This is a genomic window from Streptomyces sp. NPDC088116, from assembly GCF_044741745.1.
Taxonomy (GTDB): Bacteria; Actinomycetota; Actinomycetes; order Streptomycetales; family Streptomycetaceae; genus Streptomyces.
The window spans coordinates 108522-122871 of sequence record NZ_JBIUTF010000003.1 but is presented as its reverse complement, the minus strand read 5'-3'; the positions used below and the strand labels follow the sequence as shown (position 1 = coordinate 122871).

Here is a 14350-nt window from a genome sequence, read left to right as displayed (position 1 = left end):
TGACACGCGCCGTTCCCGGCCCGCGCGAGGCGGACCGGGAACGGCGACGGGTGGTGAGTTCCGGACATGCGACGTGAGAGACATGGGACGTGCGAGCCGGAAGTCACGAATCGTGCGATGTGGAGCGTGAGTTGTGGGCGCGGTACGGGACCGCGTCAGATCAGGCTCTCGGGGCTGACGAAGGTGTAGCCGAGCGCCAGAATGCCCTCGACGGTCTCCTTCAGCGGCTCGACCGGCTGGTAGGGGTGGTAGTAGAAGCTGGCGAAGCCGTCCCGCACGGCGAGGTTGGCCTTCGCGTTCTTGATCAGGTCGGCGGCCAGCCGGGGCGGGTTGTTGTTGTGGGCCTCCGGCTCGTAGCTGCCCAGGTTCTCCGGGAGCACCTTCGTGCCGTAGACGTCGGTGACCGGGTACGGGAAGAACTGCCCGAGGTAGCGGCTGTTGTCGGTCGGGGCGCCGCTCAGCGTCCCGGAGAAGTACAGCGGACGCTCCAGCCGGGCCTCGAAGTTCTGCGCGAACACCTTGTAGTCGGTGGCCGAGGCCGCGTAGTGCGGTGTGGTCCACAGCTTGGGCCTGGGCAGGCCCACCCGCGCGAACTCGGCCAGGGCCGCGGTGACCCGTCCCTGCGCCCACTCGGCGGAGTCCTCGGTCGCCGGACCGTCGTAGACCACCGTGTCGGTGGCGTCCACGTGGGCCTGGAAGAACTCGAAGTCGTCGGCGGTCAGCCCGTTGTACGGGTTGTCCGCGTTCCCGTACTGGTGGGTGTAACCGTGGTCCATCAGCACCGCGCCGTTGGCCAGCATGTACTTGAGAGTGTTCACCAGCGCGGGCCGCTGGGACAGCCGGACGGTGCGCGCCACGCCGTTGTTCTGCACGCCCTTGGGGTCGCTGTACACCGGGATGACGTTGATGCCGTACGGGATGTTCTGCGACTTCAGGTAGTCGGCGACCGCTCGCATGCTGGTGGCGTCGGACATCGGTGTGATGTCCTCGAGGCGCACCATGGCCCGGTGCTGCTCGGCCGTCTGCGGGGCCAGCGCGTCGAAGAGCAGGTCCTGGAAGGCGAGGATCCGGTCGGTCTCGGAGACATAGGTGAAGGGGATCTCACCGACGTAGGTGAGGTTGCCGGAGCGGATCGCCCACGGGGAGGTCTTCTCCGTGCCCCCGGCCGTGTCCACCGCCTGGGCCACCTCGGTCACCTGCGGGTAGCCCGCGCCGGTCTTGATGGCGGGGTGGAGCACACCGCCGTCCTGGCCCACCGGAATCTTGCGGGTGAGCTGCTGGCCCTTGTAGTTGACCTTGGTGATCTCACCGACGCTGCCGTTGTTCTCGTAGAAGGAGGACGTCGGGTCCCAGCCGTACCGGAACTCGAACTCCTGGAGGCTGACGGAGTTCGCCATGTTCCAGATGTTCTCGCCGACCCAGACCACCGGTCGCTCGGACAGCAGGGTGTCCAGGTAGAAGTCGTCCGGCACGGCGTCGGGGAGTTCGTCGCCGTAGTAGGTGGAGCCGATGTAGACGGTGGCGTCGAAGGTCTCCATCAGCCCGGCGGTGTACTCCTGGACCGGCTTGGCGCTCACGGTGCCGAAGTGGCCGCCGAGGTTCGCGACCCCCATCGCGTAGAGCTCGCCGAGGTGTCCGAACGGGCCCGCCGTGTCGTACAGCACCAGCGTCTTCGCCTCGCCGGGCTCCGCGGCGCGCGGCGCCGTGCCCGCCCGCGGCGCCTTCCTCGCCTGCGGCCCGGTGACCGGGGAGGAGAGCCGGGACGGCTCCGGTGTCCGGATTTCGTCGGTGTGTCCCGCGGCCTTGTCGGCGCGCCGTTCGGCGTCGGCGGAGCGGTGCGCGGCGGCCCAGCCCTTGACGTCCTCGGCGCGCACGCCGGTGGAGGAACCTTGCGGCGCCGACCGGTCGGCGTCCCCGCGCCCGTCCCGAGCGACCGCCGCGGTCGGCGCCAGGAAGGCGCCGCCCAGCAGGGCCGTGATGGCGAGAGCGATCAACGCCAGCCAGGCCGGCCGTGATCTTCTCCAGGGTCCACTCATACTCTTTACCCCCTCGATTTCGGTCCCGCATTGCGTGGAACGAGGCACTGGAAAGCAAACGATCATGGCCGATTCACGACGCCAGGATCATGCCCGAGCCGTCACAAAATTCCGCAAGCGGGAATACGGAGCTGAACAACCCCGATAGTTCTGACCATTCCTACCGGCTGTCAATGGGGCCTGCGGGCATGGGTCCTACGGGCAGAAGATTGCGCTGTGAAAATTCAACAGAAGAACCCTCCTACCGAGGTGAGGTGTCTGGTACTTTCCGTAAGCGCGCAGAGGTCGGCCCGTTGGGGACGGGCCCAACACCCCTGCGCCGAAACGAAGGTGGGGGTGGGGGGACCGATGTACGGTAGGTCTGCTTTGGGATCAGCGCTGCCCTTGGTGGGTCTGGCGGCGGCACCGGAAATGATCCCGGGAATTCCGGTGGCCAGGGCTTTACAAGCGACCGCCGGGGCGGGCTTTCTGTTGTACTGCCTGGTTGTTTTCGGACTGCTGGTGGCGCGTTTGCGATTACGTGTCCGCCCCGCCGTGACCGATCCGAGCGCCGCCGGGCGGCCGGACCGGGCCACGGTGGACCAGTCGTGAGTGATGAACCCCTGATATGGGCCAGCATCGGCATCATCGCCATGGCCGGTACGTACAACTTCGGTCTGTTCCTCCTCTCCCGGCGCCGGGTACCGCACCGTCCCGACTCCGGCGAGCAGCGCTTCTACGTCTTTCTGCTCGCGTGCCTCAACGAGGAGAAGGTGCTGGCCGAGAGCCTCGCCCGGATCACCGCGCTGCCCGCCGAGAACTGTGTCGCCCTGGTCATCGACGACGGCTCCGACGACCGGACGGCCGAGATCGCGCGGGCCGCGGATCCCGAACGGGTGTGGCTGCACCGGCGCGAGCTGCCGAACGCCCGGCACGGCAAGGGCGCGGCGCTCAACGACGGCGTGCGCCGACTGCGCGCCTCGGGCCTGCTCGGCGACCGGGACCCGCATGACGTGATCGTCTGTGTGGTGGACGCGGACGGCCGGCTGGACCGGCATGTGATCGAGGCGGTCGACCCGTTCTTCAACGACCGGCGGACCGGCGCCACCCAGATCGGTGTCCGGATGTACAACCGCCGGGCAGGACTTCTGGCCCGGCTCCAGGACATGGAGTTCGTCGTCTACGGCGACATCTTCCAGAGCGCCCGCCGCTTCATCGGCAGTGTCGGGATGGGCGGCAACGGCCAGTTCATGCGGCTGTCCGCACTCGACTCGCTGGGCGAGGATCCGTGGAGCGACAGCCTGACCGAGGACCTGGACCTCGGAGTACGGCTGATAGCGCGCGGCTGGACCAACCAGCACTGCACCACGGCGGCGGTCTCCCAGCAGGCCGTGCTGGACCTGCGGCGGCTGGTGCGCCAGCGCTCCCGCTGGTTCCAGGGGCACCTTCAGTCGGCCAACCTGGTCCCGCTGATACTGCGCGACGTGCCCGGCCGGGCGGCGATGGACCTGATCTACCACCTGTCCAGCCCGGTGCTGATCCTGCTCACCTCGCTGCTGCCGCTGTCCTTCCTGGTCGCCGTGGGCGGTACGGTCGCCGGCTCCATCCAGGCCGGCCGCCCGCTGGTCTCCGTGATGTGGTTCCTCGGCCCGTACGTACTGTCGTTCACCGCGGCCTGGATCTACGGATTCGTGTACCGGGGGCGCGAGCGGTCGCTCGGCGCGATCCACGCCGTACTGCTCGGGCATGTCTTCGTGTTCTACGGCTACATCTGGTTCGCGGCCGGTTGGTGGGGACTGTGGCGGACCGTCACCGGCAAACGGACCTGGCTCAAGACCGCCCGTACCTGATTCGCACCACACCGCGCCACCCGAACCGCACCGTGTACCGCGCACCGTGCCGTTTGAACCGTGAACCGCGCACTGTGCTGTCCGAACCGTTCATGCTCCTTCCGCTCACCTTGCCAGGGGAGACTCATGTCGTCATCAGAGAGACCCAGCAGATCAAGCAGACCCGGCGGACCTGACGGACCCGTCCCCTTCCCCACGGACGAGGCACCCGGGCCCCGTCCCGCCGGGCCCGCTCCGGCCCACCTCCTGGACCCGGCCCCGGCCCGGCCCGGCGCGGTGCGCGCCATGATCGTGCTCGGCACCCGTCCGGAGGCGATCAAACTGGCCCCGGTGATCCGGGCGATGACCGCCTCCCCGCTGTTCCAGCCGGTGGTGGTGACCACCGGTCAGCACCGGGAGATGCTGCAACAGATGCTCGGCATGCTCGGGATCGGGGTGAAGACCGACCTCGCGGTGATGCGGGACCGGCAACGGCTGTCGGAGCTGACCGCGCGGCTGGTGGACGGGCTGGGCACGGCGATCCGCACCGAACGGCCGGATCTGGTGGTGGTCCAGGGCGACACCACCACCGCGCTGTGCGGCGCGCTGGCCGCCTTCTACGAACGGGTCCCGGTGGCCCATGTCGAGGCGGGCCTGCGGACCGGTGTGCCGGACAACCCGTTCCCCGAGGAGCTCAACCGCCGGCTGATCGGCCGGGTGGCCCGCTGGCACTTCGCCCCCACCGCACGGGCCGCGGGCCATCTGCGGGCCGAGGGCGTACCGGCCGAGCAGGTGATCACCACGGGCAACACCGTCGTCGACAACCTGCTGTGGGTGCTCGCGGAGGGTGCCGGGCGCAGCGCCTTTCGCACCGACGGCCGGCGGGTGCTGCTGACTCTGCACCGCCGGGAGAACCAGGGCGACCGGATGCGTTCGATGGGCGCGGCGCTGCGCAGGCTGGCCGACCGGGGCGATGTGGAGATCGTGCTGCCGCTGCATCGCAGCCCGGCGGTACGGGAGGCCCTGCTGCCCGCGCTGGCCGGCCACCCGGGGGTGAGGGTGGTGGACCCGCTCGACTACCTGGACTTCGCCGCCACCCTGGAGGCCTGCGACCTGGTGCTGACCGATTCCGGCGGGCTCCAGGAAGAAGCTCCCAGTCTGGGCAAGCCCGCGCTGGTGCTGCGCACGACCACCGAGCGGCCGGAAGCGGTGGAGGCGGGGGCGGCCCGGCTGGTGGGCACCGACCCGCAGACGATCCTGGCCGCCGCCGAGCGGCTGCTGGACGACCCGGACGCGTACCGGAGGATGGCCGGGGCGGGGAACCCGTTCGGCGACGGCCGTGCCGCCGAACGCATCGTGGCCCGGCTCACCGAGGACTTCGGCGGTGAACCAGCCCTGGAAACAGCCCACTTGGGCGAGTGGGCGAGCGCCGGGGGCACGACGGCGGACGATGGACGCACCCCGGGCGACCCAGTTGTCGCCGCCACCCCGGCTTCCGCTGCCGCCGCCTCCTCCATCGCCTCGGCCATCGTTCCCGCACCGGGGCGGGGCGACCCGGCCGGCTCGTATGATCCGGTGGCATGACGTCCGTACGGTGGTGCGCCTGTCTGCGGATCGGGGGGCTCCTGCTGGCCGTCGCCCTCGTGGTGAGCGGTGGGCTGGTGCTGGCCGGCGTCTGGGACGAGGAACGGCGGCCCGAGCCGGCCGAGTCCTGGCGGGACGGTTCGGTGCACGGCCCCTGGCGGTCGGTGTTCCACGGCTACGGCGGCAACACCGGCGGGGCGGACGAACTGACGCTCACCCCGCGCGCCGCCCGCGAACGGAGCCGTACCCACGCCTGCCTGGTGGTTTCCACCGCGCGGTACGAGCGTCTGGACTACCGCGCCCGGATGCGCACCGTCGAGCAACTGCGCGCGGGCGACCCCAACCCGTGGGAAGTGGCATGGCTGGTGTGGGCGTACACCGACCCGGAGCACTTCTACTATCTGGCGCTCAAACCCAACGGCTGGGAACTGGGCAAACGGGACCCCGAGTACCGGGGCGGTCAGCGGTTCCTGGCCACCGGCACTCCCCCGTTCCCGATCGGAGACTGGTCGGACGTCCGGGTGCGGCAGCGTGGAGCGGGGATGACGGTGGAGGTGGACGGTCGTACGGTGGCGGACTTCACCGACCGGGAACGTCCGTACACGGAGGGCAGTGTGGGCGCGTACACGGAGGATGCCCGCGTGGAGTTCCGTGACATCAGCGTCTCGCCGGAGCGGTCGGCCACGACCGCGCGGATGCGATGAATTGCGCGGCCGGGGGCGCGCTCGGCCGATGATTGCCGACGCACTCCCGACCGGCATTCGCCTTTCCGATGCCGGATATCGACATCGCGGATATCGAACTCGCGTTTAGCAATTATTTCAGGCCGCGCGCACAGCAGTTCGAGTTCTGGTGCGAAAAGCGGAACAGCCTTCACATCGAGGCTCAGCACAGCCCGCGCCGTGCGTGGACCACGATCCACGCTTCGGTGGCGCGTCCCCTGCTGACACAACGGGAAGGCCGGCCAGCGCCAGGGCAACTCCGTTATTCTTCACGGCTGTTGACGCAACCGTCAGCTCTTGGTCCTCTGGCCCGGCACGCGCCTGCGGACCTCCGAGCCGTTCCTGTTCTTGACGATCTCCAGCTGGGTGGGGATGCGACGGCGCAGATCGGCGACATGGCTGACGATGCCGACGCTGCGGTCGCGTTCCCGCAGCGAGTCGAGCACGTCCAGGACCTCGTCCAGCGTCTGGTCGTCCAGGCTGCCGAAGCCCTCGTCGATGAAGAGGGTGTCGAGCCGTACGCCACCGGCCTCGTCGGTGACGACGTCCGCCAGGCCGAGGGCGAGGGCGAGGGACGCGAAGAACGTCTCGCCGCCGGAGAGCGTCGCGGTGTCCCGGCCGCTGCCCGTCCAGGCGTCCACGACCTGGAGCCCGAGACCCGATCGCCGCAGCCCGCCCGCTTTCGCGTCGGAGTGGACCAGGGTGTAGCGGCCCGAGGACATGCGCTGGAGCCGTACGGTGGCCGCCGCCGCGACCTGTTCGAGGCGGGCCGCCAGGACGTACGACTCCAGGCGCATCCTGCGTTCGTTGTCGGCGGAGGTGCCCGCGGTGAGTCCGGCGAGGCGGGCGACCCGGTCGTACTCCTCGCGCACCGGGCCGAGTCGTCGTACCTCGGTCTCCGCCTGCTGGGAGAGCCGCCCCAGTTCGGCGCGGCGCTCCCGGGCGGTGGTGGCCGCGGACGAGGCGTCGCGCAGGGCACGCTCGGCCGTGTCGTGGACGGTCCGCGCGGCGTCCGGTTCGGCGGGCGGGTGGTCCGCGGCGGCCCGGGTCTCCGGTTCGGCGAGCCGGTCGGCGATCGCGGCGGCCTCGGCCTGCCAGTCGTCGACGCGGTGCTGGAGTTCGCGCCGCGCGGTGTCGGTGAGCAGGGCCGCCGCCGCGGCGGCCGGAGTGTCGAAACCGGCCCGGTAGGCGGCGCTCGCGAGGTGGTCGTGGGCCTCCTTGAGCCGGAGCGCGGTGGTGTCGACGGCACGTACGGCTTCGGCGGCCTCGGCGAGAAGCCTGGCCTGTCGCTCCAACTGCCCGGCCCGGTCGGCGACGCTGGCCGCGTCTCCCCGGGCGCGGCTCAACTCATCACGCAGCACGCCCTGTTCACGTTCGAGTGCTTCGCGCCGGGAGGTACGGGCGGCAGCCCGCCGTTCGGCCTGCCGCTGGGCGGAGAGCCGGCCCTCGTGCTCACGCTCGGCGCGGCCGAGAGCCTCGCGGGCCGCGTGCGAACCGGCGGCGAGGCGGCGCGCCTCCGTGTGTTCCCGCTCCAGCCGTTCGGTGAGCGTGGTGAGTTCGGCGACGGTCGACACACCGGCCTCGGCGCCGGCCGCCGCGTACCGCTCCCGTACGGAGGCGTGCTCACGCTCCGTGTCGCTCCGGACTCGGTCGGCGCGCCGGTACGCGGTGAGCGCGGCGTCCTCGGCCGCCTGGTCGACATGGCCGTCGGCGGCGCGTGCGGGCTCGGGGTGGACGGCGGAGCCACAGACGGCGCAGGGTTCGCCGTCCTCCAGCCGGGCGGCCAGCTCGGCCGCGATGCCCCGTAGCCGTCGTTCTCGCAGGTCGAGCCATGTCTCGTGCGCGGTATTCGCGTGTTCCCGCACGGAGTTGAGACGCTGCTGCGCGTCGGTGGCCGCCACGTCCAGAGTGTCGCGCCGACGGGCCGCCTCCAGCCGGTGGCGGGCGGGTTCGAGCTGCCCGGCGAGCTGTTCGGCGCGGGTCGCGGCCTCCTGCGCGTCCTCGATACGGTCCCGCAGGGCCTGGCGTTCGGACTCCCAGCCGGCCAGCCAGCCCGCCGTTTCCTGGAGGATGTCGTCGTCGGAGCGCGCCTGCCGGTCCAGGTCGGCGCGTTCGGCGGAGATCTCCGCATTACGGTGTTCCGCGCGCCGGGCGGCGTCGAGGGCGCCGAGTTCCTGGCGTACGGTCCTTTCCCGCGCGGCGAGTTGTTCGGCACCGGCATCGGTGAGAGCGGCGGGCAGCAGCCGGCGCGCGTGCTCGTGGGCGCCGGACGCCCCGCGCCGGGCCCGCTCGGCGTCGTCTCGCAGGGCGAGCGCCGGTGCGACCAACTCCGCCTGGTGGCCCCGCTTCAGCCTCTCAGAAGCGTGCTCGCGCTCGGGCCGGCCGGCTTCGAGGGCCTCGGCACGCCGCCGCGTCTGCGCGAACCGCTCCTGAAGCCGGGCCAGTTCACGCTCGGAGTCCAGGGCGGACCGGGCCCCGGCCCGGCGGCTCTCGGCGGCCGACAGCGCCGACTCGGCGATGTCAGCGCGTTCGTGGGCGACGCCGCGGGCGACCGCTGCCCATTCCAGAACGGCCGCCGCGAACCCCGCGTCCCCCGGCTGCCGCTCGGGCAGCGGCGGCACCGTACGCTCCCCCGCCGCCTGAGCGATGCGCTGGGCGATGCCGAGAAGCCTGTCGTCACCGGCACGTACCTGATGTTCGGCGGTACGGCGCAGCTCGGCGAGCCGCTCCTCCACGGCGGCGAAGCGGCGGGTGTCGAAGAGCCTGCCGAGGAGGTTGCCGCGTGCCTCGGCGTCGGCGCGCAGAAAGCGCGCGAAGTCGCCCTGGGGCAGGAGGACCACCTGGCAGAACTGCTCCCGGCTCATCCCGAGCAGCTGACCGATCTCCTCACCGATCTCCTGGTGGGAGCGGCTCAGTGCCCGCCATTCGCCGCTCTCGGCGTCGTGCTCCCGCAGCCAGCTCTGCGCCTTCTCGGTGGTGAGGCCCTTGCTGCGTTTCTTGGGGCGCAGCTGCGCGGGCCGCCGCGTGATCTCCAACCGCCGTCCGCTCACGGTCAGTTCGAGACACACCTCGGTGTACGTACCGGCCGGGGCATGGTCGCTGCGCAGCCCGGCCCCGGGGCTCTGCCGGGCGCCCGGCACGGCTCCGTACAGCGCGTAGCAGACCGCGTCCAGGACCGACGTCTTCCCGGCGCCGGTCGGGCCGTGCAGCAGGAAGAGCCCGGCGGCGGACAGTTCGTCGAAGTCGACCTCCTGCGTGGTGGCGAAGGGGCCGAAGGCGGTGACGGTGAGCCGGTGCAGCCTCACGGGGTCACCTCGCGCACCGCAGCGTCGACCCGTACATCGTCGAACGCGCCCCGCAACACCGTGCGTTCCTCCTCGTCGGGCCCGCCACCGCCCCGTACATGCGCCACGAAGTCCTCCGCGATCTGCTGGTCGGTACGGCCCGCGAGACGCCGGGCGTACGAGGCGAGCGGGTCGTCGTCGCTCCGTTCGGGATCGAAGAGAAGACTCAGTGTGTGCGGGAAGCGCTCGGCGAGGCGCGCCATGGGATCGGCCGGGCGTACGGCGTCGGTCAGCGTCGCCTCGACCCAGGAGTCCTCGTGGCGGGCGAGTTCCGGATCGTCCAGAAGCCCGTCGAGCGGCCCGCGGATCCGGGCCAGGGCACGCGGCACCGGGCAGTCGATGCGCTCCGCCGCGATCTCGCAGCGCGGCCCGAGATCCACCAGCCACATGGTCTTGCGGTGGGTGGTCTCCGAAAAGGAGTAGGCGAGCGGGGAACCCGCGTAACGGACCCGCTCGGTCAGGGCCTGAGAACCGTGCAGATGGCCGAGGGCGACATAGTCGACGCCGTCGAAGACACCGGCGGGCACCGAGGCCACACCACCGACCGTGATGTCCCGCTCGCTCTCGCTGGGCGCACCACCCGCGACAAAGGCGTGCGCGAGCACAACGGAACGAGTGCCCTCGTCCCGCCCCGCGAGATCGGCCCGCACCCGATCCATGGCAGCGCCCAGCACTGCCTCGTGGCCCGCCTTCGACGCCTTGAACTCGTCGCGTACCAAGGCCGGTTCGAGGTAGGGCAGACCGTAGAAGGCCACCTCGCCGTGGGCGTCGCAGAGCAGTACGGGCGTACCGCAGTGAGCCGGATCTGTCCGCAGGTGGATCCCCGCGCGCCCGATCAGTCCCGCGCCGACGCCCAACCGGCGCGCCGAGTCGTGATTGCCGGAAATCATCACCGTCGGCACCCCGGCCTCGGCGAGCCGATGCAGCGCCCGGTCGAACAACTCCACGGCGGCGAGCGGCGGCACGGCCCGGTCGTAGACATCGCCGGCGACCACAACGGCGTCCACCTCGCGGGCACGGACCGTGTCAACGAGATGATCAAGGAAAGCGGCCTGAGCGTCGAGCAGACTCACCCGGTGGAAAGACCGCCCCAGATGCCAGTCCGACGTATGCAGAATCCTCAAGACATACCTCTTTTTCGAGGGCTCGGTTCGCCTCCGGGCGCCTGCCGTGTCAATCAGCGGCCTCCGGCCGCGGGCACTGCCGACGGTCGACCGTGCTCGGTTCGCTCGTACCTCACAAACCCGGGCGCGCTCTCCCTTTCGACCAGTCCGCACATGCGCCTGCGCAGGCCCCGGCCCCCGCACCACCCACGGCGCACCCGCTCCGCGAACCCCGCCCCGCCGGACGGCGCACCGCACCCCCGGACACCGAACCCGCCGTCAAGAAAACGCCTCCCCGCCCAGCGACAGCCCCGCCGTCCCCGCCGTCACATCCGCCAGCCACGCCCGGAACCCGGCCACCTCCGCCTCCGGCAGACCCACCTCGATCGTCACCGCGTCCCCGTACCGCACCTCGCGCACCGCCCGGCCCGTCGTCCGCAGGTCGTTCTCCAGTCTGCCCGCGCGCTGGTGGTCGACGGTGACCGTGACGAGCCGGAAGCGCTGCCGGATCCGCGTGCCGACCGCGTCCAGGGCTTCGCCGACCGCTCCCCCGTACGCCCTGATCAGCCCGCCGGCGCCGAGCTTGACCCCGCCGTAGTACCGGGTGACCACCGCGACGGTGTACCGCATCTCGCGGCGCATCAGCATCTGGAGCATCGGCGCCCCGGCCGTGCCGCCGGGCTCGCCGTCGTCGCTCGCCTTCTGTACGGACGCGTCGGCGCCGAGGACGTACGCGAAGCAGTTGTGGGTGGCCGTCGGGTGTTCCTTGCGGACGCGTGCGACGAAGTCCTGTGCCTCCTGCTCGCTCGCCACGGGCGCCAGCGCACAGAGGAAGCGCGACCGGTTGATCTCGGTCTCGTGCACGCCCGCGCGGGCGACGGTCCGGTACTGCTCCTGCATCCCCCCACCCTATGCGGGGGCGGGGCACGGGAATGGCCGGGGCGGGCGGCCCGTTCTCCTGTCATGCACGCAGACGCAGGTACAGATACGGACACTGCCGGAACCGCGGAGACAGTGCGCGAGATCCTCACCCGGTCCGGCGACACCTGGGCCGTGGTGGGCCTGTCCAACAACCGCTCGCGCGCGGCGTACGGGGTCGCGGCGGTGCTCCAGCGCTTCGGGAAGCGGGTCGTCCCCGTACATCCGAAGGCCGAGACGGTCCACGGCGAGCAGGGCTACGCATCGCTCGCGGACATCCCGTTTCCCGTCGATGTCGTGGATGTCTTCGTAAAGAGCGAGCTGGCGGGCGCGGTCGCGGACGAGGCGGTGGCGCGCGGGGCGAAGGCCGTCTGGTTCCAGCTCGGGGTGATCGACGAGGAGGCGTACGAGCGGACCCGCGCGGCCGGTCTCGACATGGTGATGGACCGGTGCCCGGCGATCGAGATCGGCGCGCTGGGACAGCTGTGAACCGGCCGCGGGGCGGGGCGAATCGATACAGCGAGCTGACATTGTTCTCAATGACTCTGTAACTCTGCGAAGAAGGAGCCCGAGCCTTGCCGCTCACCGATCTCTCCCTCGACCAGCTCCACGACTATCAGGCCGGCATACCGGCGCCGGCCGGTTTCGACGCCTTCTGGCGGGAGACTCTGGCCGAGGCCCGTTCCGTCGGCGGAGCCACGAGCGTGACGCTGCGCCAGGACACACTGCTCACCGCGTTCGACGTCTACGACGTGCGGTTCCCCGGGTGGCGCGGGCAGCCGGTCGCGGCCTGGCTGACCGTCCCCCGTGGCGCCGAGGAGCCGCTGCCCACCGTCGTGAAGTACATCGGTTACAGCGGTGGCCGGGGCCTGCCGACCGATCACCTGGTCTTCCCCGCCGCCGGTTATGCCCAGTTGGTGGTCGACAGCCGCGGGCAGGGGCACGACACTCCCGACCACGGTGAGGGCGAGGGCAGCCAGTGGTACGGGGGCTTCATGACCCGCGGCATCGAGGATCCCCGCCATTACTACTACCGGCGCCTGATGACCGACTGCGTACGCGCGGTGGACGCGGCCCGCGCGCTGCCGCAGGTCGACCCGGAGCGCGTCGTCGTCCAGGGCGGCAGCCAGGGGGGCGGGCTCGCTCTCGCCGTCGCGGGGCTCGTCGGCGACCTGGTGGCCGGGGTCCTGACCGACGTCCCGTTCCTCTGCCATTACCGCCGCGCCGTCGAGATCGCGTCCGAGGGCCCGTACCCGGAGATCGCCGCCTACCTGCGGTGGCACACCCGGGACGATCCGGAGCGTGCCTTCGCCACCCTCGATCACTTCGACGGAATCCACTTCGCCGCCCGCGCCTCGGCCCCCGCGCTGTTCAGCGTGGGCCTGATGGATCCCATCTGCCCGCCGTCCACGGTGTACGGCGCCTACAACCGCTACGCGGGCGCCAAGGACATCCGGGTCTGGCGCTTCGCCGACCACGGCGGCGGATACGGATCGACGGCGCACGAGCAACTGGCCTGGCTGCGCGAGCAGAACCTCGCGCCGAAGGCCCGGTGACAGCGGTGACGGCGGTGCGGGCCGTCTGAAACGAGGGGCCGTGGTCACCCGGCCCGGCCTCGGGCGACGCTTCAGGAGAAACGGCGAAGAGGCGTCACCGGGGTATCCGGGACGGACCAGCGGCCGGCCGCCGTGTTCGGCCCGGTGCGGTCGAGTTCGGCGACGATCCGGGGCCGCGGGCCCAGGCAGTGGCCTCGCCCCGGACAGTCAGCTCGACCGCACCGGCGGGATGGAGACAGACATGATCATCTCGACCGGACCGGCGCCGTCGTTGCGGTAGCTGTGCGGGGCGCTCGCCTCGAAGGTCGCCGACGCGCCCGCCGGTACGGCGTGCGCGTCGCCGTCGACGACGAGGGTCAGCTCACCGGCGGTGATGTGGAGCAGCTCGGTGGTGCCCGCCGGATGCGGGTCGGAGGAGATGGAATCGCCCGGCATCAGGGTCCAGGACCAGAGTTCGAGCGGGCCGCGGGCCTCGGTGCCGACCAGCAGTGTGGTCCGGCTGCCCGCCTCGGTGGACCACATCCGTACGGCCTGGTCCTCGGGCACGATCCGGACCTGGGGGCCGCGTTCGTAGTCGAGGAGCGTGGCGATGCTCACGCCGAGCGCGTCGGCGAGTTTGACGGTGGTGCCTACGCTCGGGTTCGTACGGGCCTGCTCGATCTGGATGATCATTCCGCGGCTGACCCCCGACCGGGTGGCCAGGGCGTCGAGCGTGAAGCCCCGCTCACCGCGCCACCGCTTGAGGTTGCGGGCGAGCGACTGGGTGAGCTGGTCCAGGTCCGACACATTCCGTCCAATATTCTCAATGGAAGAGTTCAACAGACCGCACTATGGTGGAGCGCCCCGATCATGCGTCGCACTGTACTGCGAGGCCCTCCCCCGCAGCACCGTTCGCCGTCGCCATCGGTCCGCCCCTTCCACGATGCCCTGACCCGGCCGGCCGCCGGGGCTCCGCTCGGGCCTCCGCGTCCGGCTCGGCCAGAGCCGTCAGCTGTGCGGACGTCCTACCCTCCCGAATCGGCACCGGGGCGAGGGAACGGCCCCGGTGTGCTGTGACGTTCGCCGCATGGTCGCCACCCCGTATGCCACTCTCCGTGTCATTCACTTGGCCGAAACGCGCCGATCACAACAGCGTTGACGCTCCGTCGGAAGATGACCGTGCGATCCACGGGCAGGCAAAGTCCCTGCACAGACACGGTGTACGCATATGACAGAACAAAATGCGGCCGTTCCCAACTATCACACCCCCTTGGACCGTGGGTGACTTCGGGACGAACTC

Annotated in this window: 10 protein-coding genes; 5 read left to right on the top strand and 5 right to left on the bottom strand. The window is 71.0% G+C overall.

Translation table 11 applies throughout. The annotated features are described in order from the left end of the window. Positions 1 to 155 precede the first annotated feature (155 nt). Positions 156 to 2036, bottom strand: a complete 1881-nt coding sequence (locus ACIOJD_RS13015) for a DUF2334 domain-containing protein (protein ID WP_401911991.1) — start codon at positions 2034 to 2036, stop codon at positions 156 to 158. Between the two features lie 587 nt (positions 2037 to 2623). Between ACIOJD_RS13015 and ACIOJD_RS13010 the strand changes: the two genes are divergently transcribed. The 3 genes from ACIOJD_RS13010 (at position 2624) to ACIOJD_RS13000 (ending at position 6132) form a co-directional block, all read left to right on the top strand. Next, positions 2624 to 3865: a glycosyltransferase family 2 protein gene (locus ACIOJD_RS13010; protein ID WP_401911989.1), complete on the top strand. Its 1242-nt coding sequence runs from the start codon at positions 2624 to 2626 to the stop codon at positions 3863 to 3865. A gap of 126 nt (positions 3866 to 3991) precedes the next feature. Continuing rightward, positions 3992 to 5428: a non-hydrolyzing UDP-N-acetylglucosamine 2-epimerase gene (gene wecB / locus ACIOJD_RS13005; protein WP_401911986.1), complete on the top strand. Its 1437-nt coding sequence runs from the start codon at positions 3992 to 3994 to the stop codon at positions 5426 to 5428. Then, positions 5425 to 6132 carry a family 16 glycoside hydrolase gene (locus tag ACIOJD_RS13000; protein ID WP_401911984.1) on the top strand — a complete coding sequence of 236 codons (708 nt, stop codon included), beginning with the start codon at positions 5425 to 5427 and terminating at the stop codon, positions 6130 to 6132. The genes wecB and ACIOJD_RS13000 overlap by 4 nt, the downstream gene beginning before the upstream one ends. A 308-nt stretch (positions 6133 to 6440) precedes the next feature. On the opposite strand, the gene ACIOJD_RS12995 is transcribed toward ACIOJD_RS13000, so the two are convergent. The 3 genes from ACIOJD_RS12995 to ACIOJD_RS12985 all read right to left on the bottom strand — a co-directional run bounded on the left by ACIOJD_RS12995 (position 6441) and on the right by ACIOJD_RS12985 (position 11497). Then, positions 6441 to 9455, bottom strand: a complete 3015-nt coding sequence (locus tag ACIOJD_RS12995; protein ID WP_401911981.1) for an AAA family ATPase — start codon at positions 9453 to 9455, stop codon at positions 6441 to 6443. Continuing rightward, the gene (locus tag ACIOJD_RS12990) at positions 9452 to 10618 is read right to left on the bottom strand and encodes an exonuclease SbcCD subunit D (protein WP_401911978.1); all 1167 of its coding nucleotides are present in this window, start codon (positions 10616 to 10618) and stop codon (positions 9452 to 9454) included. The genes ACIOJD_RS12995 and ACIOJD_RS12990 overlap by 4 nt, the downstream gene beginning before the upstream one ends. Positions 10619 to 10876: 258 nt before the next feature. Beyond that, on the bottom strand, positions 10877 to 11497 hold the full coding sequence (locus tag ACIOJD_RS12985) for a YigZ family protein (RefSeq protein WP_401911976.1): 621 nt from the start codon (positions 11495 to 11497) through the stop codon (positions 10877 to 10879). A gap of 63 nt (positions 11498 to 11560) precedes the next feature. Here ACIOJD_RS12985 and ACIOJD_RS12980 point away from each other — a divergent pair, with 63 nt between their 5' ends. Then, positions 11561 to 12004 carry a CoA-binding protein gene (locus ACIOJD_RS12980; protein WP_401911974.1) on the top strand — a complete coding sequence of 148 codons (444 nt, stop codon included), beginning with the start codon at positions 11561 to 11563 and terminating at the stop codon, positions 12002 to 12004. A gap of 86 nt (positions 12005 to 12090) precedes the next feature. Then, positions 12091 to 13071 (top strand): acetylxylan esterase, encoded by a 981-nt coding sequence (locus ACIOJD_RS12975; RefSeq protein ID WP_401911973.1) that lies wholly within the window; start codon positions 12091 to 12093, stop codon positions 13069 to 13071. A 207-nt stretch (positions 13072 to 13278) separates the two neighbouring features. Here ACIOJD_RS12975 and ACIOJD_RS12970 read toward each other — a convergent pair whose 3' ends face one another. Continuing rightward, positions 13279 to 13857, bottom strand: coding sequence for a helix-turn-helix domain-containing protein (locus ACIOJD_RS12970; RefSeq protein ID WP_401911970.1), 579 nt, complete (start codon positions 13855 to 13857; stop codon positions 13279 to 13281). Between the last annotated feature and the right edge of the window lie 493 nt (positions 13858 to 14350).

Excerpts from the sequence above, each read along its gene's own strand:
- ACIOJD_RS13015 (WP_401911991.1), bottom strand. The coding sequence starts at position 2,036 with ATGAGTGGACCCTGGAGAAGATCACGGCCGGCCTGGCTGGCGTTGATC.
- wecB (WP_401911986.1), top strand. The coding sequence starts at position 3,992 with ATGTCGTCATCAGAGAGACCCAGCAGATCAAGCAGACCCGGCGGACCT.
- ACIOJD_RS13000 (WP_401911984.1), top strand. The coding sequence starts at position 5,425 with ATGACGTCCGTACGGTGGTGCGCCTGTCTGCGGATCGGGGGGCTCCTG.
- ACIOJD_RS12985 (WP_401911976.1), bottom strand. The coding sequence starts at position 11,497 with ATGCAGGAGCAGTACCGGACCGTCGCCCGCGCGGGCGTGCACGAGACC.
- ACIOJD_RS12980 (WP_401911974.1), top strand. The coding sequence starts at position 11,561 with ATGCACGCAGACGCAGGTACAGATACGGACACTGCCGGAACCGCGGAG.